This is a genomic window from Cupriavidus sp. F041, from assembly GCF_057814235.1.
Window position 1 is genome coordinate 3,041,068 of sequence record NZ_JBVASY010000002.1, and the last position, 18,009, is coordinate 3,059,076.

The window sequence follows — 18,009 nt, forward strand, 5'->3', positions numbered from 1 at the left end:
CGCATTGCGATATACTACATCATCGGAACAAGGTTCCGCAATGCGGAACTCAAAGAGTCCTCGGCAGAGCGCGGAATGCGCCGATAATTCATGAATTCAGGGCCGGCCCGCGCGGCTGCCCATCCCGACCTGCACCGACCTGCACTATCGAAGGAGACGTAATATGGCTGCCAACGCCGAATTCCACTGGGCCGACCCCCTCTTGCTGGACGACCAGCTGAGCGCCGACGAGCGCATGGTGCGCGATGCCGCACTGGCCTATTGCCAGGACAAGCTCGCACCGCGCGTACTGCAATCGTTCCGCAACGAGAAGACCGACATCGAGATCTTCCGCGAGATGGGCGAACTCGGCCTGCTCGGCCCCACCATTCCCGAGGAATACGGCGGCCCCGGCCTGAACTACGTGGCCTACGGCCTGATCGCGCGCGAAGTGGAGCGGGTGGATTCGGGCTACCGTTCGATGATGAGCGTGCAATCGTCGCTGGTGATGGTGCCGATCCACGAGTTCGGCAGCGAGGCGCAAAAGCAGAAATACCTGCCCAAGCTGGCCACCGGCGAGTGGATCGGCTGCTTTGGCCTGACCGAACCCAACCACGGCTCGGACCCGGGCTCCATGGTCACGCGCGCCAAGAAGGTTGCGGGCGGCTATGAACTCTCCGGCGCCAAGATGTGGATCACCAACTCGCCGATCGCCGATGTGTTCGTGGTGTGGGGCAAGCTGGTCGGCGACGACGGCAAGGAAGCCATCCGCGGCTTTATCCTTGAAAAGGGCTGGAAGGGCCTGTCGGCCCCGGCCATCCATGGCAAGGTCGGCCTGCGCACCTCGATCACCGGTGAAATCGTCATGGACCAGGTGTTCGTGCCAGAAGAGAACCTGATGCCGGGCGTATCCGGCCTGAAGGGCCCCTTCACCTGCCTGAACTCGGCCCGCTACGGCATCGCCTGGGGCGCCCTGGGCGCCGCCGAATTCTGCTGGCACACCGCGCGCCAGTACACGCTGGACCGCAAGCAGTTCGGCCGTCCCCTGGCGGCCAACCAGCTGATCCAGAAGAAGCTGGCCGATATGCAGACCGAGATCACGCTGGGCCTGCAAGGCTGCCTGCGCCTGGGCCGCATGAAGGACGAAGGCACCGCCGCGGTGGAAATCACCTCGATCATGAAGCGCAACTCCTGCGGCAAATCGCTGGACATCGCCCGCGTTGCGCGCGACATGCTCGGCGGCAACGGCATCTCGGACGAGTTCGGCGTGATCCGTCACGTGGTCAACCTCGAAGTGGTCAACACTTACGAAGGCACCCATGACATCCATGCGCTGATCCTGGGCCGCGCCCAGACCGGCATCCAGGCCTTCTTCTAAAGCCCCGGGCCCGCAAGCCGGGCCGCCCGCTCTCCCGCAGAAAATTAAAAAGGCCCGGCTGCGAAGCCGGGCCAAGCACACTACCAAGGAGAGACGACGGGCGAGCCCATCGTTGTGCAACACCGGTCGGCCGGCCGGGCGCAGCGCGCCCGGCCGGCCGCTTCTTACTTGTTGGGTTGCGGCGTCAGCCGCAGGTAAGGCCGCACGGCCTTGTAACCCTTCGGAAATTTCTGCTTTATCACCGCCTCGTCCTTCAGCGAGGGCACAATCACCACGTCGTCGCCGTCCTGCCAGTTGCCCGGCGTGGCAACGCTATGGCTATCGGTGAGCTGCAGCGAATCGATCACGCGCAGGATCTCGTTGAAGTTGCGCCCGGTGCTGGCCGGGTAGGTGATGATCAGGCGCACCTTCTTCTTCGGATCGATCACGAAGAGCGAACGCACCGTCAGGGTCTCGTTCGCATTGGGGTGGATCATGTCGTAGAGTTGGGAAACCTTGCGGTCGCCATCGGCGAGGATGGGGAAATTGACCGTGGTACCCTGGGTCTCGTCGATGTCCTTGATCCACTCGCGATGGGACTCGACCGGATCGACCGACAGCGCGATCGCCCTGACATTGCGCTTGGCAAAATCACCCTTTAGCTTCGCCGTCAAACCCAGCTCGGTCGTGCAGACCGGCGTGAAGTCGGCGGGGTGCGAAAACAGAACGCCCCAGCTGTCGCCAAGCCATTGATGAAAGCGAATCGGGCCTTCACTGGAATCCTGCTCGAAATCCGGTGCAATGTCGCCAAGACGTAGTGTCATAAGGGTGTCCTCAAAGGGGGCAAATTCGGGTTGAACCAGTGTAGTGAGATTGCGATCCAACCCAAACGAATATAAAGTCACTACAAAATCACCTTTTTGTCTTAGGACCTTTGTCTGCGTCAATGTCCCACACACGGTGTCGGACTCGTGGTGTTGAAACCACGGCGGTTCCCCGCATATGCTAGTAAAGAGGGTGAGAAGCTGCCCGAGAACGTGCGAGGAAGGCAAAATGTCACAATCCGAAACCACCGCCCGCAAACAGGAGAAACTGATGAGCGATGTCAAGACCGTTTTGTCCGATGCCGAAGAACTGCTTAAGCAAGCGGCCTCGACCACCGGCGAGAAAGCTGCCGAACTGCGCGAGCGCGGCATGGGCCTGCTGAAGCAAGCCAAGGAAAAGGCCCAGGACCTGCAGGACGCCGTAGTCACCAAGAGCAAGGCGGCAGCACGCGCCACCGATGACTATGTACACGACCACCCGTGGCGCGCCGTCGGCGTGGCTGCCGGTGTTGGCCTGCTGATCGGCCTGCTGCTGAACCGCAAGTAATTCGCAAGGCCGCAAGCCTCGCGTATGAACCCGAACGCCCCGCACTCAGTCCTCCGTAGGTCGCGAGGCGGTGCCGGGCAATGCCCCGCCAGTGGTCCGACACCGCTGGCGGGGCTTCCCGTTTGTAGATGGTGCAGCGCATTGCCGCTGCACGCCTTCGCCGGAATTGCATGAGCGACCCCACCTCCTCCCCCAAGTTTATGGATGCCCTGCGCAACCTGGCAGGATCATTGGTGGCGATGGTGCAGACGCGCCTCGAACTTGCCAGCGTAGAACTCGCGGAAGAACGCGCGCGGCTGATAAAGATGGCCTTGCTGGCCTGTTTCGGCCTGGTGTTCTTCGGCCTGGCCCTGGTGACGCTGACCGTACTGATCGCCATCCTGTTCTGGGACACTTACCGCTGGCAAGCCCTCTGCGTGCTGGTTGCGTGTTACCTGGCCGCCTGCGCGGCCTGCCTCGCATTTGCCCGTCACCTGGCGCGCAATGCCCCGCCCCTGTTCGAAGCCACGCTGGCCGAGATCGACAAAGACCGGGAGATCCTGCGCCGATGAGCCACCCGAACAAGCCAGACCAGCCCACGGAGAACGTGGCCGGCACCCCGCACCGGGAACATCAGCGCCCGGTGCGTTTCTCGCGCGAGGTGCGCTTGCCGCTCGCCATCCGCAAGGAACTGCTGATCACGCGCGCCGCGCTGGAGCGCTACGACTGCGCCCAGGCGCTCCACCATGTACGGGGCAGCGCAACCCGGTTCGGCCGTTTCAGCACCTGGCTGCCGCGCATGACCCGGCCTGCTTCCTGGCTCAAGCTGCTGGGCCTGGCCAAGGAATATCCACTGCTCAGCTCGGCCGTGTCCCTGGCACTGCCGTTGCTGCGCAAGACGCCGTTGCTGCGCTGGACGTGGAAGGCCTCCAAGTTCGGCATCCTGGCAGGTGCCGGCTACTGGGTTTATCAAACCTGGCAGAAAGGCAGCGCGGAAGCTGCCCGGCGGGCTCCGCCCGACACCGTCGAAACCGTCGACACCGGATTTCGCGACCCGCTGGTACGCTAGTACCGCAACCCCCGACGCAAGGCCATGGCACACGCTGGCCTTGCCTTTCGAGCGCGCGCTTGCCCGTGGCGGGCGCGATGCGCCTTGGCGACCAGCGGCAGCCCGTGCGGCGCCCCCGCGATGCCAACCTGACCCAAGGGACAGCGCAATGACCCATCGATCGGATATGCAGCAGAAGGCGTTCTATCTGCTGCTGGCAGTAGTCTCGGTAGCCTTTTGCTTCGTCCTCTGGCCCTTCTTTGGCGCGGTGTTCTGGGGCACCATCCTGGCCATCATCTTCACGCCGCCCAACAACTGGCTGACCCGCCGCATGGGCGGCCGGCGCAACCTGGCGTCGCTGACCACCTTGACGCTGTGCATGCTGATCGTGGTGCTGCCGCTGATCTTCGTCACCGGCGCCCTGCTCCGGGAAGGCGGCACGGTTTACCAGCAGATCAGGTCGGGGCAACTCAATTTCGGCGCCTACTTCCAGCAGGCCGTGCACGCGCTGCCGCCTTCGGTGGGACGGGTGCTGGACCGCTTCGGGCTCCTCGATATCGGCGACTTGCAGCAAAAGCTCACCAATGGCGCCGCCCAGGCCAGCCAGATCATCGCGACGCAGGCGCTGAGTATCGGACAGAACACCTTCCAGTTCGTGGTCAGCTTCGGCGTGATGCTATACCTGCTGTTCTTCCTGCTGCGCGATGGCCCGCAGATTTCACGGCTGATCATGCAGGCCATCCCCCTGAGCGAGCCGCACAAGCAGCATTTGCTGCGCAAGTTCACCACCGTGGCCCGTGCCACGGTCAAGGGCAATATCGCCGTCGCCGCGGTGCAAGGCGCGCTGGGCGGACTGATCTTCTGGATACTCGGCATCCAGGGCTCGCTGCTATGGGGCGTGCTGATGGCCTTCCTGTCGCTGCTGCCGGCCGTGGGCGCCGCCCTGATCTGGGGGCCGGTGGCCATCTACTTCCTGCTGACCGGCGATGTGGGCAAAGGCTCGATCCTGATCGGCTTCTGCGCGGTGGTGATCGGCGCGGTGGATAACGTCCTGCGCCCCATCCTGGTCGGCAAGGACACCCGCATGCCCGACTGGGTGGTGCTGATCTCCACGCTGGGCGGCATGGCGCTGTTCGGGCTGAATGGCTTCGTCATCGGTCCGCTGATCGCCGCGCTGTTTATCGCCAGCTGGGACCTGTCCACCTCGACGCGCGACGAAATCGAGCGCCGCGATGCGGCCCAGGACAAGGATTCCACGCCACCGGCACCGCCGGAAGACCCAGCCGGCGCCCGCGGCGACGCGCGCCCCGAGGCGGCCCACACGGATTGAGCCCGCCGCTGTATTTGCCGGTCCCAAACACACCAAGGAGTGAGCATTGCGTCAAAACCACGAGCCATCCGGTGCGCAGGCACCCGCGAAGGTAAAGCACTACAGCGTGCGCGAACTGTTTCGCAAGCCGGACCGCTCCCAGTTCTCGATCTCTCCGGATGGACGTCACCTGTCGTTCCTGGCCAGGCATCAGGGCCGCCAGAATATTTTCGTGCAGCCCATCGACGCCGACGGCAACCTGCTGGGCGAAGCCCGGCCGCTGACCCGCGAAACCGAGCGTGACCTGCCCTTCCATGCCTGGAAAGGCAACGCGCACATCCTCTACGTGAAAGACTTTGGCGGCGACGAGAACTTCCACGTGCTGTCGGTGCCGATCGACGGCGGCGACCCGGTCGACCTGACGCCGTACCCTGGCGTACGGGCCGAGATCGTCGACGATCTCGAGGACGACGAGCGCCATATCCTGCTGTCGCACAACAAGCGCGACCCGCAGGTCTTCGATGTGCTGCGGGTCGATGTCGTGACCGGCGAGTCGGTGCAGATCGCCGAGAACCCCGGCAATGTGATGAGCTGGGGCACCGATCACGCCGGCCGCCTGCGCGTGGCGACCGCCAGCGACGGCGTGAATACCACCCTGCTCTATCGCGATACCGAGGAGCAGCCCTTCCGCCCGATCCTGACTACCGATTTCCGCGAGACGGTCGCGCCGCTGTTCTTCACCTTCGACAACAAGCAGTTGTATGTGCAATCCAATCGCGGACGCGACAAGCTGGCGATCTTCGAATTCGATCCGCAGACGGCACAGGAAGGCCGGCTGGTCTTCGAGCACGATGAAGTCGACGTCGGCGGCCTGAGCTACTCACGTCATCGTCGTGTGCTGAGCGCCGCCTGGTACACGGACTGGAAGACGCACCGCCATTTCTTCGACGCGCACGCCGGGCAGATCCATGCCGACCTGGAACGGCAGTTGCCGGGCTACGAGCACCACATCACCAGCCTCACGCGCGACGAGACCCGCATGATCGTCTCCGCGTCGAGCGACAAGACCGCCGGCACCCGCTACCTGTACGACAGCGGCACGCGCAAGCTGGTCACGCTAGGCAAGGTGCTGCCGTGGCTCGATGAAGCCGATATGGCCGGCATGCGGCCGATCCGGTTCACCTCGCGCGACGGCCTGCAGATCCATGGCTACCTGACGCTGCCGGTAGCCGCCGCTGGCGAGCCCGCGCCCCAGGGCCTGCCGCTCGTGGTCAACCCGCACGGTGGCCCCTGGACGCGCGACGACTGGGGCTTCAACCCCGAGGTGCAGTTGCTGGCGAACCGCGGCTACGCGGTGCTGCAGATCAACTTCCGCGGCTCGACCGGCTACGGCCGCAAGTTCTGGGAGGCAAGCTTCAAGCAATGGGGCAAGACGATGCAGCACGACATCGACGACGGCGTCGACTGGCTCGTCGCGCAGGGCATCGTGGATCCAAAGCGCATCGCGATCTTCGGCGGCAGCTACGGCGGCTATGCGACGCTTGCCGGCGTCGCCTTCACGCCGGACCGCTATGCCGCTGCCATCGATTATGTCGGCGTGTCGAACCTGTTCACGCTGCTGGAGACGATTCCCGCGTACTGGACGCCGATGCTCGACATGCTGTACGAGATGATCGGCAATCCCAACGACGAAACCGACCGCCAGGCCATGCACGATGCCTCGCCGGTGTTCTTCGCGGACCGGATCCGCACGCCGCTGCTGGTCGCTCAGGGCGCCAACGATCCGCGCGTCAAGCAGGCCGAGAGCGACCAGATTGTCGAGGCACTGCGAGTGCGTGGCATCGATGTGGAGTACCTGCTCAAGGAAAATGAAGGCCACGGCTTTCACAACGAGGAGAACCGCTTCGACTTCTATGAGGCGATGGAAGCGTTTCTGGCCAGGCATCTGGCAAGGCAAGGCTGATTGTGCTGCTGGCCAGGGGGCAGGCTTTTGTCCCCTGCCCAGCCGTTTTCCCCGGCCAGGACCCAAAACAAAAAAGGCGTAGCGGTTGCCCGCTACGCCTTTTCGCAATGCTGGTGGGTCGTGCGTGACTCGAACACGCGACCAACGGATTAAAAGTCGGAAACCATCCAGGGCGGGTGCAGAAAGACTACACAAGATTACATGGCAAAACAAGCCTCTGAGGTCGCAGGGTGCTACACCAGATTGCCCAGCATTTCATCTGAATTCCGGCAGAATTCCGGCAGCTTGCGGCACCTCTGCGGTGGATCGAACCTAGGAAGCAAGGGGGTGCCATCCGCAATGATTTGTACGAAGCACCAATCGGACTCACTCATCCTCCTCATCAACGCTCGCGAGGAAACCACCTGGTCCGCCCGTGCCAGATGCCGGAGCTCGAAAAGTGGAGATTTAGGCTCATATTCGTGAGCAAAACATCCCCTCGCCCCGTCGAAATCGGCGTGATAAAAGCGGCTGTAGGCTGGATCGAACTCAGCAACCGCCAGGAGGCGTGGATGTCGGCCCACTAGCTCCGCAACCTTTGCTTCCATTCTCACTAGGCCTCTGAGGCTTGGTGCAGTCTCCCCCCTCAGATACTCGCTGAGCAGTTGCCCAAGCGGGTTGCCAACCAATCCCAGACGCTCTTCGATGGAAACGCGGTTCATACCCCGCTGCGCACCATACTCGATGGCCTCTTCCGCCAATGCTTGCGCCGCCAACCTGCGCTGAGTCGTTAAGTCCGTTTTCACTTCCCATCCCGTTGCGCAGAAATCTGCCTTAGACACTGCTGTCGCGAGCCGCAAAGATACCCCTGCCTTCAGAACCTTACAGGGTGTCACATGGACTTTCGAGTTTTATTTGCGAGGATGGACTCTGCAGCATGGATCGATACGCGCGAACTCGCGCTGCTGCTGTGCACCTCCGAAAAGAACATCGTCGTGATGAAGAGTCGCGGTCAGCTGCCACCTACGGTGTTCCCGAGCCGCCGAGTCAACCGTTGGCTGGTGGGCACCGTGCGCACCTGGCTTCGACAAGCGGGGGAACCGGCAGCCCAAGACGATCAAGAATTCGTTCGCCCGGCTGAGAGAGTGACGGGGGGACCCGCGCTGCCGGCCAATGTCCGACGTATCGGTCGACCAAGAAAACCTGTCGAAGCTGTTTGAGGCCGAGGCATGACTGAAACGGATGGCGGTTGGGCAGTCAACATGCACTTGCCAGACGCCCTTGATTCGCGAACCGACGCCCATGCATTTGGCGGCGTCGGTATTCCAATGGTGGCGGGGTTGGGGTCGTGCCCAGGTGGAAGGACCACTGATAATCAGTCAGATTCTGGTCCGAACGGTGCGCAAGCCCCCTTCACCCGCCCACAAGTGCTTCCCCCTAGAGGCGTTGAACGCTTACGCGTAACCGCAGCTGACCGGCTGCTCTCTGCGGGCGAGAGGATCGCGAGCGAGCCACCGTCGCCTGAGGAAATTCTATTCACCCATACAGTCTTTTGCCAAGTGGCGCTCCCGCGCAGTGAAGTCTTCGACGAGAACGGAGTTTCCGCCACCGAGTTTATGCGTCGTTGGGGCGAGGCCTGGGTATCGATTTCCGCCGGCTATCTAGATGAAGGACGGGGGCCAGTGCGTCAAACAGTCCCATATGGGGTGTTGCCGCGCCTGGCCATCTCGTACATCAATAGCTACGCGATTCGCGAGAAGAAGCGAGAGGTTCCGATAGGAAATAGTGCTGCGGAATTTATGCAGAAGCTCGGCCACGGCAATCAAGGTGGTGCTCGGTATGCTGCTCTCCGAAGAGCCATGCACTCACTTGCTGCCTGTCGGCTGCAGTTGGGATATCTGGGAAAGACATTCAACGGACAACCCGTTGAGGAGTTCTATGCATGGCCAAAGGGATCAATCGATCAGCGCACGCTGTGGCCGGGGGTAGTCCTTCTCTCGGAAAGCTATTTCGAGTCCCTAAGGGGCTTCTCTGTGCCCTTGGACCAACGCGCGCTACTAGCCCTAGGGCCTGTTGACAATCAGCAGACCCAGATGAATGCGGCGGCGAGCGCAACGAACGATGAGAAACGTTCGGAGAGCTTGTCGTAGCGCGTGGCAACGCGGCGGAATTGCTTGATGCGGCAGAAGAAGCGTTCGACCAAATTTCGTGAGGCATACAGATGCTCGTCCAGGGGGCGTTGTTCAAGACGATTGGCGCGACTGGGGATGACGGCTTGAATACCCGCGGACTGCAGGTGTTGCAGGATCGCGTTCGAATCGTAGGCTTTGTCGGCGGCCAGACTGGCGGGCTTCAGTTCGTCAAGCAAAGGCAGCGCTTCGGGGCTGTCTCCGGCCTGGCCGCCGGTCAGGCGAAAGCGCGCGAGCATACCCAATCCATCGACCAGCGCATGAATCTTGGTGGTCAATCCGCCACGCGAGCGGCCGATCGCCTGATCGCCTTTTTTTGGGGCGCGCCGGCGGCATGCTGGTGGGCACGCACAATGGTGCTGTCGATGAAGACTTCCTCGAAGTCGGCGTCGCCCCCAAGCTCAGCAAACACCATGTGCCACACCTGCGCCCGAGACCATCTGGCAAAGCGCTGGTACACACTGTTCCAAGGTCCGAAATCGGGAGGTAGATCGCGCCATGGGCTGCCGGTACGCGCCATCCACAGCACGGCCTCGACAAACAGTCGATTGTCTGCCGCCGTTCGACCCGGGTCCGTTGCCTTGCCGGGCAGCAAGGGGGCGATCCGTTCGTATTGTTCATCGCTGAGCATCAACCTTGGCATCCTGTCTTTCCGCAAAAGACAGGATGTAAACAGATTTCTTCACAAGTTAACAGCCCACTCGTTGCTGATTGTCAACAGGCCCTAAGGGGGACAGCGCTAGGCTTGGACATTTACACCTGGCTCGCGCATCGCCTTCGGAAGGTACATGTCAGTAGGCCAGACAGGATCTCTTGGTCGGCGCTCACGGGACAGTTTGGCCAAGAGTACGGAAACGCGGACAACTTCCGCAAGGAGATGAAACGCGTACTTCGCCAAGTACTTGCGGTCTATCCAAGCGCACGGGTAGAGGTACACAGATGGGGGCTTGAGATCTTCTCCTCACCACCCCCCGTCGCACCGAAGGTGACGAGGTCGGGATGGTCATCTTGACCCTAACCATTTGGGCACCCTTTGCCGCGCCAGTCTGCGCATGCTGGAGACGCCCGAAGAACGGGTTCCTGCGGTGGAAAAGCCTGTGCACACCGCAAGTTATCCACGGAGGATCACCCATGGAAGTACGGCAAATCGCCCCGTTTCCGCACGGCAAATCACACCGATCCGATGGGCGTATGACGGCAAATCACCCCGCTCTATACAGATACAGTAGTTATTTCATATACCCCTCTGATAGTCACAGTCCGCCAACTGTGGATATTGGCCTGACTGTCATTGGGTCTCTACCGGTGCGGAGCGCGGTACTTCCGTTGCCGTGGCTCTGGTGGAGTTCGCCAACGGCGACCTGGTGGCGATTCCGTTTGATTATCTGGAGAAGGCATGACTACCGTATCAGTTGAGCTCGAGCTGGAAGACGTGCACACGATGGCGTTGGCACAGTTCGTCAAGCGCGTGACCTGGTCGGATTTCCGGGCCTGCGCTGTGGACGACGAGGAGGCGTATTTGATCCGCGCCGCGGTTGACCGGGTGGCAAAGGCGCTGGCGGAGGTGGGCTATGCACCAAGGTAGCCAGGCGGCGGTGTGGCGGTGGCCCGGGAGACGATCCTTGGCAACCGATTGGCAGGCGTCCGGTGATCTGGTCGCACTTCGGGGTGAATTGGTCGCGCATCCACTCCGGGGTTATCTGGTCGCGCTTCGGGGTGAATTGGTCGCGCATGCACTCCGGGGTTATCTGGTCGCGCAGCCCAAAAACCTGGCGGCGGAGATGCGCAGATCCGGGTCGCCCCTTCGGGTCGGCGCTCTCCCTTGCGCCTCGCGGCGCGGGGACCCGTGCGCCTCGACCCGGGCGCGCGGCGCGCGCGAACCTCTGTCGACCCTCATGCGCCTGGCATGCAGGAAACAGGGCTTCGGCTACTCAGGCTCGGGCAAACGCCGCAGGCGTGCGTCAGGCCTGAAGGGCTACGCCGCGGGGAGCCGGTGGTCAATTGCGGAACCCGCCCTAGCGGGCTGTCCACGCCGCCAGGGGTGGACAGCGCAATTGTCCACGGGCGGGCGCGAGAGCTCCGCAAACTCCAGCGTACCGCGGGCTTTCAGGGGTGCAGGGGTCTCCCTGCCGAACGGAGGAGCTTGTAGACGCGCAGCGTCGTACAAGCTCCGTAGTGAGTACGTCTCTTCTTGAAGAGACGCGACAGCCGCTCCCCAATCATGAGCTACCAAATACTGCGAGCCAGAAAACTGTCCACGTTCGGCAACCTTCACTCGAGCGGACAACACACGTGGCGGGAACGACCGACTCCGAATGCTGACCCTGCGCGGACACCAGAGAACTTGGATCTACGCCCGGCGTCCAGCGCCTCGGACCTGGTCGAGGCGGTACGCCATCGACTTGAACTGGCTCACCAGCGCGCGAAGCGTCCGGTCATCTGTATCGAATACCTGGTTACAGCCAGTCCGGAGGCGTTCGCAAGGCACTCCCACGGAGAGGGGTTGCCGGACAACTCTCGTTACTTCAAGGACGCGTTGGAACACCTCGAGCGTCTGCACGGCAAACAAAACATTGTTGCAGCGAACCTCCAACTCGATGAGCGGAGCCCGCATCTAGTTGTCTACGCTGTCCCGCTCGTGGAGACACCGGCCCGGATCCGAAAACGATCAATCATTGTAGGCACCGGCCCAGACGGGAAGAAGCAACGCGCAATCCGAGAGTACGAGGAAGCTGCGACAGTGAAGTTGTCTGCGGCAAATTTTCTAGACGGTCGGACGAAACTAGCAAAACTACAGACCGATTTCCACCTATCGGTTGGCAAGAAATACGGTCTCGAGCGGGGAATCTCCGGCTCCCGAGCCCGTCATGCGCGGGTCAAGCGCTTCTACTCACAGGTTGGCGAGACCCCACCAAGTATCGCGGAGCAGGACATCCCGCCTCCCAACTTGTTGGAGGGCAAAGCTGCATATGGCAAACGGGTAGCAGAAGTGCTCGAAAACAGACTTTCAAAGATCATCCAGCCGCTGATTGCTCGATCTCAGGCTTTTGATATTGCGCGTGACCGTTTGAAAAAAGCAGATCAGCGGCTGGAAGAGGCGGAACGTCAACGGCGCACCGCTGAGCATCGCGCACTGCAGGCGTGGGAGTCAGAGCAGAGTTTCCGGCTGGCGGCCGAAGCACTCTCCCGTGAGAAAGCTGAACTCCTCGCCGAACTTCCAAACAATGAAGCACAAGAAGTGCTGGATGCCTACCGCCACTACAAAGACCGGCGGAGAACAGATCAGGCAACTGTACCCAGCCAGCCTGCCATCCCTAGGCCCCCGCCCAAGTGAGGTAGCCGGGTCGATACCGACGCATGGGCACCACAATGAGATCCAGGCGTCGTTCACGCGTCGCAACCGATGTTCTGGCGAATGCGCGATCCCAGCGTGCGGGGGCTACGCGTCGAATTCGCGTCGAATTCGCGTCGAATTCGCGTCGAATTATGTAGCCCTTATAGACAGCTCAAAAACCAGCAATTTCCTCATTATCAAAAAAGGTTGCGACATTATGGAACAACAGTCAAATATTGCCGAGGAACATGGCCTAGCCGCACTCGACCTACTGCACGAACTCGGCAAAACTGAGGATGCACTAAAAGCTGGCGAAGGCCACGACATTATTCCCGGCTTGATTAATCGGTGCCGAGCTCTAGGCCTTGATGCAAGAGGACTAGCGCATGAGACAGCAGCGAATAGAGAGCCAGAAGAGGCTGCGGGAACTACTCCACCGGATTTCGAAGTGGCACTGCTCATAGGTCTAATTGAAGCCATACGCAGATTGCTAAATGTCACGCTGCGTACGCTTGGACTTCAGGAAATACCACCCTTCTTCGGACCAGAACTCGAGGTGGAGGAATCTGTTACTTACCCGCACGAAACTTCGGACGTCCTGCACGGTTCCGACGCAGCTGCGGCCGCCCAGCAGAAATTCATAGAGCTATTTCCCGATTTTCTGGCACCTAACATTAAGTCGAATGAAATTGTAAGCGCAACGCGGGCCCTACAAAGCGAACTAGCGAGTCGCATTGCTCTGTTTCGGGAAGGCCTTCCCAGCAGCGAGACTGACGCTCATACCGTCTCAGCAAAAGAGTCATCTAAGCTGAGGATGTAACTAAGGAAGGCGTGCCCTCAAGACTCCCCTTCGAGAAACCAACTTATTGTTTGACAACATACCCCCACACCTATAACGTTGATAAAGTATTATGTCATCCTGACATTCCACCGGTTTCCCAACCTTACACACCATTAAAATGCAGAAGATCACCTGCCAAAAAATGGATATTACTTGCATTCACAACGGAAGGCATCGGGAAACTCGCAATTTCTCACAGTATGTACCTGCAAATGTTTCTCCTTTTGGTATCCCTGAATGGAAGCAGAGGCAGGCGCACACATTGCAACAAGATATTGCTTTCTCCACGCCTGGCGGGAGAATTCTCAAAATCGGCCTGAGAGGTGCAAACTTGAGAGTTGGACAGGGAGAAACGTTCACTTCCACGAAGCTTTTTAACAAGAGCGGAGTGCTCGTATTTTGGTCGCTTCGAAATCGAAAAACTGGCTATACCATTTTGCTAGCTGACCATCTCAGGCGCGAGGCATCAAAATGCCACCCATTTATCCATTACCTATTACTAGGGGGCGCAGCATCATATTTTGCAGCCACGCAGCTTGGCGAAGCGCTGTCACTGGGGGTAACTTGTGCCTTGATAGCTGCCACGTTGGCCATTGTCTTTCGAAGGAAAGCCGCAGCGCGCGCTCTGCTGGGGCAATGGAGAGAAGGCAGCGGTTGCTAAACATCGACTACGTTGTCTGTCGTAAAGCCGAAATCGCTTGAGTTGGCCTAATGTTTGTCGCCATGGAGTCTGCCCCCCCTCTCTCGAGCGAGTGTGGAACAGGAAGCAAGATGCGAGAATGACAAGAAAACCTAGATCGACCAATGTTTGGATGACATATGACGACTTACGGGCAAGAAAGCGGGATCGCAATAACGACCGTCCGAGTGCAAAACTTCCGGTCGCTGGCGAACATTGAGGTCGATTTGAGCGATTTGACGGTGCTCATTGGTGCAAACAACGCTGGAAAAACAAGCTTTTTGGATGCACTGTTTGCCGCAGTGGGCGCCGGGAGAAAATCACTTGGGCCAGACGATGTGCGTTTGGCACCTGGGGAGGCAACTGCCCCAAAATCGCGGGTGGTACTGATCGACGTCATGCTGCGCCCTATCGGTGAGGACGGCAAGATCGCAGACAAGTATCCCGAGGGTAGCTTCTGGACGGGTCTCTGGGGCACGCCTGGTATTGCCAATGATGATGCTTTCAACGAGTTCACCCCTATCCGCACCATCCTCAAATGGAACGACATGAAAGGGGAATATGTCATCGAACGCAAGTTCCTTAAGGAATGGAAGGGCTTCGCGGATTGGGCTACTGCGACGACCCATGATCGCGCCCTTAGCGCTGCACAAATGGAACCACTTGCACTCCACTATGTGGACGCCAAGCGCGACCTCGACGACGATCTGCGAAGGCCGGGGTCGTTCTGGCGGCGGCTAACTGAGGATTTGGGGTTAAGTGATGCAGACATCGCGGCGCTGGAAGGCTCGCTGTCGGCCATCAACCAGGAAATTGTCGACAAAAGCGAGATCCTCAAGCATCTCAAAGAGAACTTGGCCGGCCTCCAGACTGTCGTCTCCGCCGATAGCGGCGGTGTTGATATCGCCCCGGTTGCTCGGAAGCTCCGCGACCTATCAAAGGGGGTCGACGTATCCTTCAACACTACAGGTGCGCAGTCATTCCCTCTTGCTCGCCATGGAATGGGCACCCGCAGTTTAGCCTCCTTATTGGTCTTCAGAGCCTACACGTCGTGGCGGAACAAGCACGCGACCAAAGGTGGTGACAGGGTCCACTCAGTGCTGGGGTTGGAGGAACCTGAGTCGCACTTACATCCACAGGCCCAAAGGTCGCTGTTCGCACACATCAAGGCGATTCCTGGCCAGCGACTCGTCAGTACACATTCCCCCTACTTTGCTGGCCAAGCACAATTGGAGGAGCTCCGCCTATTCATCAAGCGCCATGGCGACACTATCGTCACAAAGCTAGATCTGACCGCGCTTAAGGACCCCAACGATCTCCGAAAGCTCCAAGAGACTGTGATCGACACTAGAGGTGATCTATTATTCTCTCGTGCGATCGTACTATTTGAGGGGCAGACAGAAGAGCAAGCGCTGCAAATTTGGGCGCACAAATACTGGGGCGCGAGCATCCACGAGCTAGGCTTTTGCTTCGTGCGCGCGAATGGGACCGACTATTTTCCGTTCCTCTGGCTGGCGAAAGCACTGCAAATCCCTTGGTACATCTTTGCTGACGGCGAACCAGTCCCCGTCAAGAACCTAAATTCAGCATTGGCAAAGGCCGGCGAGCCCGAGTCCGCCACGTGTCCGACTGTCGTCGTGCATCCACCTGGCAATAATTTTGAATCTCAACTCATTGCCGAAGGCTACATGGCCGAGATCGAGTTAGCGCTAAATGCAATGAGCAGCTCAGCAAGCTACTTAGATGACTACATTGCCGAACTCCATGGGAAGGCCGGCAAGAAGGGGGTCATTCGGGACTACAAGTCGGCTGGAGGTAGGGAACGCGCTGCGTTCGACGCCATGTCCGGGGCGAAGACCAGCGTGGCGAAGCACTTAGCTCACGTGATTACGGCGCATGCCAACCCGGCACTGAGGTTTCCAACAAAGATCAATGCTTTGTTCGCGATGATCAGTGCCGCCCATGGATTGAAGAAGGACGAGGACTAGGCCATGAGCAACGCTTTCAGAGCAAGGCTTTCCGACCAGCAAGCGGAGGTAGTGACCCACGTCGAAGGGCCGCTGCTCGTCGAGGCAGGGCCAGGCTCCGGCAAGACACGCGTGCTGACCGAGCGCATCAGGCATCTGCTGACCAACGTTCCAGGGCACTTCAGGATTCTAGCTCTGACATTCACCAATAAGGCAGCCGATGAAATGAAGGATCGGCTGATGGATCTCGACAAGGAACGCGAGCGAGCCTTCATCGGCACTCTCCACAGTTTCTGCCTAGAGATGCTTACCGAGCGCGGAAAGCTAGTCGGCGTAGAAGGCCCCCCTCACATCTTTGAACAGTTCAAGGACCGTAAGGAAGTCCTGCTTAAGGCTATCGACGAGGACCTTCTGCTGTCGGAAGAGATCAATCAACTCAGCGACTCAAAGGAGCGCAACAGACGCGTCGATACTTGGCTCACGGCAATTTCGCACATCAAGTCTCATCCAATTTCGTCCGCGGTGGTCGAGGACGAATTGGCCAGGCACGTTCTGGAGGCCTACGAGGCTGGCATGCGAGCATGCAACGCGTATGACTTTGACGATCTGCTGCTGCTGGCCTACAGGCTTTTAGTCGAGAATCCCAAGCTCGCAGACCTCTACCGCAGGCTCTACAAGTTCGTGTGTATCGACGAAGCACAAGACATGAACGAGGCCCAATACGCGGTGATCTGCGCTTTGTGCTCGGACGGCTACAAGAACGTCATGATGGTCGGTGACCCGCGCCAGTCTATCTACGGGTTCAACACATCGAGCCCCGAGTACATGGAACGCTTCGCTGTGGACTATGCAGCCAAGAAAATCGAACTGACGGCGAACTACCGCTCGTCAGAGGCCGTGGTGAAAGTGGCGCAGATGCTCGACCCAAACTATATGGTCGCCACTCAGTTGCCGATCGAGGGAGCAGTCAAGGTCCTTGTCGGATCAGACGAACAGGATGAGGCCGGGAAGATTGTCGATGAGCTCCAACGACTGTTCGCGGAAGGGCATCCTGATGTCGAGGGTTTCGTAGAGCCCTCCAAGTGCGCAATCCTCGGCCGCACCCGTTTCGCTCTCCTCGCCGTTGAAACCGAACTCAAGAATCGGAACATTGCCTACTACAAGAGGCTCTCGGCGAATCACGAAAATAGTTCAGACACAGTAGACGATTTTCTGTTGGCCCTGCGGGTGCTGGCCAATCCGAAGGACCGCCTGCACTTGGCTGCGCTGGCGAAGAAATGGAAGGTACCAGAGCCCCCCGTGGTGTCCGATTTCATGGGTGTGCTACAGAACATGGCGGAAGCGAGCGACTCTCGGGCATTGGCTGTGTTCAAGAGCATCGAGATCATTGCCAAGAATGAGTCGCGACTGGACCTAATGCCAGCGCTCAAGAGGTTGGAGGAGTACGCCGATGGCCTTGACGAGCCTGACCGTCTAGCCGTCTATGAGGACGTGGCAGTCTTTCGTCAGGAGTGGGATCAATACCTGCGGGCAGCAGCAGGTTCGAAGGCTCTTAGCAGCTTTCTAAGCAGCAAGGCTCTAGGCAACACTCAGAAGGCTGCCCGTGAGGGCGTAGCCTTGCTGACCGTCCACTCCTCGAAAGGCCTAGAGTTCGACGTGGTATTCATCGCTGGCATGGCGGAGGGTACGTTTCCTGACTATCGCGCAATCGGCCCAAAGGAGCAGGCCGAAGAGATCCGGAATGCGTTTGTGGCAGTGACGAGATCCAAGCGGCTACTCTATCTCAGCTATCCAGCGACTCGGGTGATGCCTTGGGGCGGAAGCCGCCATCAAATTCGATCCCGGTTCTTGTCGAATCTGTAGGCTACCCTCTCCCTCCTGCCAGCACCACTCCGCGACCCGACACTGAAGGGTGTTGACAGCAGTCAGTGCGCATTCTGGATCCGGCTTCGGCGACCGGCCCGACTCGGGCCCGCCAATGGCTGTTGTTCCGCGTTGTTCCAAAGTGCTTGAC

General features: G+C 59.7%; 16 protein-coding genes. 13 read left to right on the forward strand and 3 right to left on the reverse strand.

The window, feature by feature from the left end; all coding sequences use genetic code 11:
• Positions 1 to 163 precede the first annotated feature (163 nt).
• Complete coding sequence (locus ACZY0R_RS31440; RefSeq protein ID WP_035863960.1) at positions 164 to 1,357, forward strand: acyl-CoA dehydrogenase; 1,194 nt, start codon at positions 164 to 166, stop codon at positions 1,355 to 1,357.
• Positions 1,358 to 1,521: 164 nt separating this feature from the next.
• Here the strand turns inward: ACZY0R_RS31440 and ACZY0R_RS31445 are convergent, their stop codons facing one another.
• A complete protein-coding gene (locus tag ACZY0R_RS31445) occupies positions 1,522 to 2,160 on the reverse strand; it encodes a peroxiredoxin (protein ID WP_045236033.1) in 639 nt (212 codons plus the stop codon).
• A 229-nt stretch (positions 2,161 to 2,389) separates the two neighbouring features.
• On the opposite strand from ACZY0R_RS31445, the gene ACZY0R_RS31450 reads away from it, so the two are divergent.
• From ACZY0R_RS31450 to ACZY0R_RS31470, 5 genes are all read left to right on the forward strand, one after another.
• The gene (locus ACZY0R_RS31450) at positions 2,390 to 2,707 is read left to right on the forward strand and encodes an ElaB/YgaM/YqjD family protein (protein ID WP_324291756.1); all 318 of its coding nucleotides are present in this window, start codon (positions 2,390 to 2,392) and stop codon (positions 2,705 to 2,707) included.
• Positions 2,708 to 2,877: 170 nt separating this feature from the next.
• A complete protein-coding gene (locus ACZY0R_RS31455) occupies positions 2,878 to 3,258 on the forward strand; it encodes a phage holin family protein (protein WP_488863923.1) in 381 nt (126 codons plus the stop codon).
• Positions 3,255 to 3,755 (forward strand): DUF3318 domain-containing protein, encoded by a 501-nt coding sequence (locus ACZY0R_RS31460; RefSeq protein WP_488863925.1) that lies wholly within the window; start codon positions 3,255 to 3,257, stop codon positions 3,753 to 3,755. The genes ACZY0R_RS31455 and ACZY0R_RS31460 overlap by 4 nt, the downstream gene beginning before the upstream one ends.
• 148 nt (positions 3,756 to 3,903) lie before the next feature.
• Positions 3,904 to 5,064, forward strand: coding sequence for an AI-2E family transporter (locus ACZY0R_RS31465; protein ID WP_488863927.1), 1,161 nt, complete (start codon positions 3,904 to 3,906; stop codon positions 5,062 to 5,064).
• A 46-nt stretch (positions 5,065 to 5,110) separates the two neighbouring features.
• Positions 5,111 to 7,006 carry a S9 family peptidase gene (locus ACZY0R_RS31470; RefSeq protein WP_488863929.1) on the forward strand — a complete coding sequence of 632 codons (1,896 nt, stop codon included), beginning with the start codon at positions 5,111 to 5,113 and terminating at the stop codon, positions 7,004 to 7,006.
• A 233-nt stretch (positions 7,007 to 7,239) separates the two neighbouring features.
• Here ACZY0R_RS31470 and ACZY0R_RS31475 read toward each other — a convergent pair whose 3' ends face one another.
• Complete coding sequence (locus tag ACZY0R_RS31475) at positions 7,240 to 7,827, reverse strand: hypothetical protein (RefSeq protein ID WP_488863931.1); 588 nt, start codon at positions 7,825 to 7,827, stop codon at positions 7,240 to 7,242.
• Between the two features lie 774 nt (positions 7,828 to 8,601).
• Here ACZY0R_RS31475 and ACZY0R_RS31480 point away from each other — a divergent pair.
• Positions 8,602 to 9,135, forward strand: a complete 534-nt coding sequence (locus tag ACZY0R_RS31480; protein ID WP_488866282.1) for a replication protein RepA — start codon at positions 8,602 to 8,604, stop codon at positions 9,133 to 9,135.
• On the opposite strand, the gene ACZY0R_RS31485 is transcribed toward ACZY0R_RS31480, so the two are convergent.
• Positions 9,066 to 9,817 (reverse strand): IS5 family transposase gene (locus tag ACZY0R_RS31485; RefSeq protein WP_488859801.1). Its coding sequence is split into 2 segments (ribosomal slippage): positions 9,066 to 9,497 and positions 9,500 to 9,817, totalling 750 coding nucleotides; the frame shifts between segments, so codons are not numbered across the junction. The two genes, ACZY0R_RS31480 and ACZY0R_RS31485, sit on opposite strands and share 70 nt — an antisense overlap.
• 753 nt (positions 9,818 to 10,570) lie before the next feature.
• Between ACZY0R_RS31485 and ACZY0R_RS31490 the strand changes: the two genes are divergently transcribed.
• From ACZY0R_RS31490 to ACZY0R_RS31515, 6 genes are all read left to right on the forward strand, one after another.
• Positions 10,571 to 10,759, forward strand: coding sequence for a DUF7706 family protein (locus ACZY0R_RS31490; RefSeq protein ID WP_488863933.1), 189 nt, complete (start codon positions 10,571 to 10,573; stop codon positions 10,757 to 10,759).
• Between the two features lie 636 nt (positions 10,760 to 11,395).
• The gene (gene mobV / locus ACZY0R_RS31495; protein WP_488863935.1) at positions 11,396 to 12,508 is read left to right on the forward strand and encodes a MobV family relaxase; all 1,113 of its coding nucleotides are present in this window, start codon (positions 11,396 to 11,398) and stop codon (positions 12,506 to 12,508) included.
• 217 nt (positions 12,509 to 12,725) lie between these two features.
• Entirely contained in the window at positions 12,726 to 13,328 is a 603-nt protein-coding gene (locus ACZY0R_RS31500; protein ID WP_488863937.1) for a hypothetical protein, read from the forward strand.
• Positions 13,329 to 13,467: 139 nt separating this feature from the next.
• Positions 13,468 to 14,010 (forward strand): hypothetical protein, encoded by a 543-nt coding sequence (locus ACZY0R_RS31505; RefSeq protein ID WP_488863939.1) that lies wholly within the window; start codon positions 13,468 to 13,470, stop codon positions 14,008 to 14,010.
• 158 nt (positions 14,011 to 14,168) lie between these two features.
• Positions 14,169 to 16,016 (forward strand): ATP-dependent nuclease, encoded by a 1,848-nt coding sequence (locus tag ACZY0R_RS31510; protein WP_488863941.1) that lies wholly within the window; start codon positions 14,169 to 14,171, stop codon positions 16,014 to 16,016.
• Between the two features lie 3 nt (positions 16,017 to 16,019).
• On the forward strand, positions 16,020 to 17,858 hold the full coding sequence (locus ACZY0R_RS31515) for an ATP-dependent helicase (RefSeq protein ID WP_488863943.1): 1,839 nt from the start codon (positions 16,020 to 16,022) through the stop codon (positions 17,856 to 17,858).
• Positions 17,859 to 18,009: the final 151 nt, after the last annotated feature.

What these genes read in the sequence shown, in the direction of transcription:
- ACZY0R_RS31460 (WP_488863925.1), top strand. Translation starts at nt 3,255, where the DNA reads ATGAGCCACCCGAACAAGCCAGACCAGCCCACGGAGAACGTGGCCGGC.
- ACZY0R_RS31445 (WP_045236033.1), bottom strand. Translation starts at nt 2,160, where the DNA reads ATGACACTACGTCTTGGCGACATTGCACCGGATTTCGAGCAGGATTCC.
- ACZY0R_RS31515 (WP_488863943.1), top strand. Translation starts at nt 16,020, where the DNA reads ATGAGCAACGCTTTCAGAGCAAGGCTTTCCGACCAGCAAGCGGAGGTA.
- ACZY0R_RS31510 (WP_488863941.1), top strand. Translation starts at nt 14,169, where the DNA reads ATGACGACTTACGGGCAAGAAAGCGGGATCGCAATAACGACCGTCCGA.
- mobV (WP_488863935.1), top strand. Translation starts at nt 11,396, where the DNA reads ATGAGCTACCAAATACTGCGAGCCAGAAAACTGTCCACGTTCGGCAAC.
- ACZY0R_RS31465 (WP_488863927.1), top strand. Translation starts at nt 3,904, where the DNA reads ATGACCCATCGATCGGATATGCAGCAGAAGGCGTTCTATCTGCTGCTG.
- ACZY0R_RS31450 (WP_324291756.1), top strand. Translation starts at nt 2,390, where the DNA reads ATGTCACAATCCGAAACCACCGCCCGCAAACAGGAGAAACTGATGAGC.
- ACZY0R_RS31440 (WP_035863960.1), top strand. Translation starts at nt 164, where the DNA reads ATGGCTGCCAACGCCGAATTCCACTGGGCCGACCCCCTCTTGCTGGAC.
- ACZY0R_RS31480 (WP_488866282.1), top strand. Translation starts at nt 8,602, where the DNA reads ATGCGTCGTTGGGGCGAGGCCTGGGTATCGATTTCCGCCGGCTATCTA.
- ACZY0R_RS31490 (WP_488863933.1), top strand. Translation starts at nt 10,571, where the DNA reads ATGACTACCGTATCAGTTGAGCTCGAGCTGGAAGACGTGCACACGATG.
- ACZY0R_RS31500 (WP_488863937.1), top strand. Translation starts at nt 12,726, where the DNA reads ATGGAACAACAGTCAAATATTGCCGAGGAACATGGCCTAGCCGCACTC.
- ACZY0R_RS31455 (WP_488863923.1), top strand. Translation starts at nt 2,878, where the DNA reads ATGAGCGACCCCACCTCCTCCCCCAAGTTTATGGATGCCCTGCGCAAC.
- ACZY0R_RS31505 (WP_488863939.1), top strand. Translation starts at nt 13,468, where the DNA reads ATGCAGAAGATCACCTGCCAAAAAATGGATATTACTTGCATTCACAAC.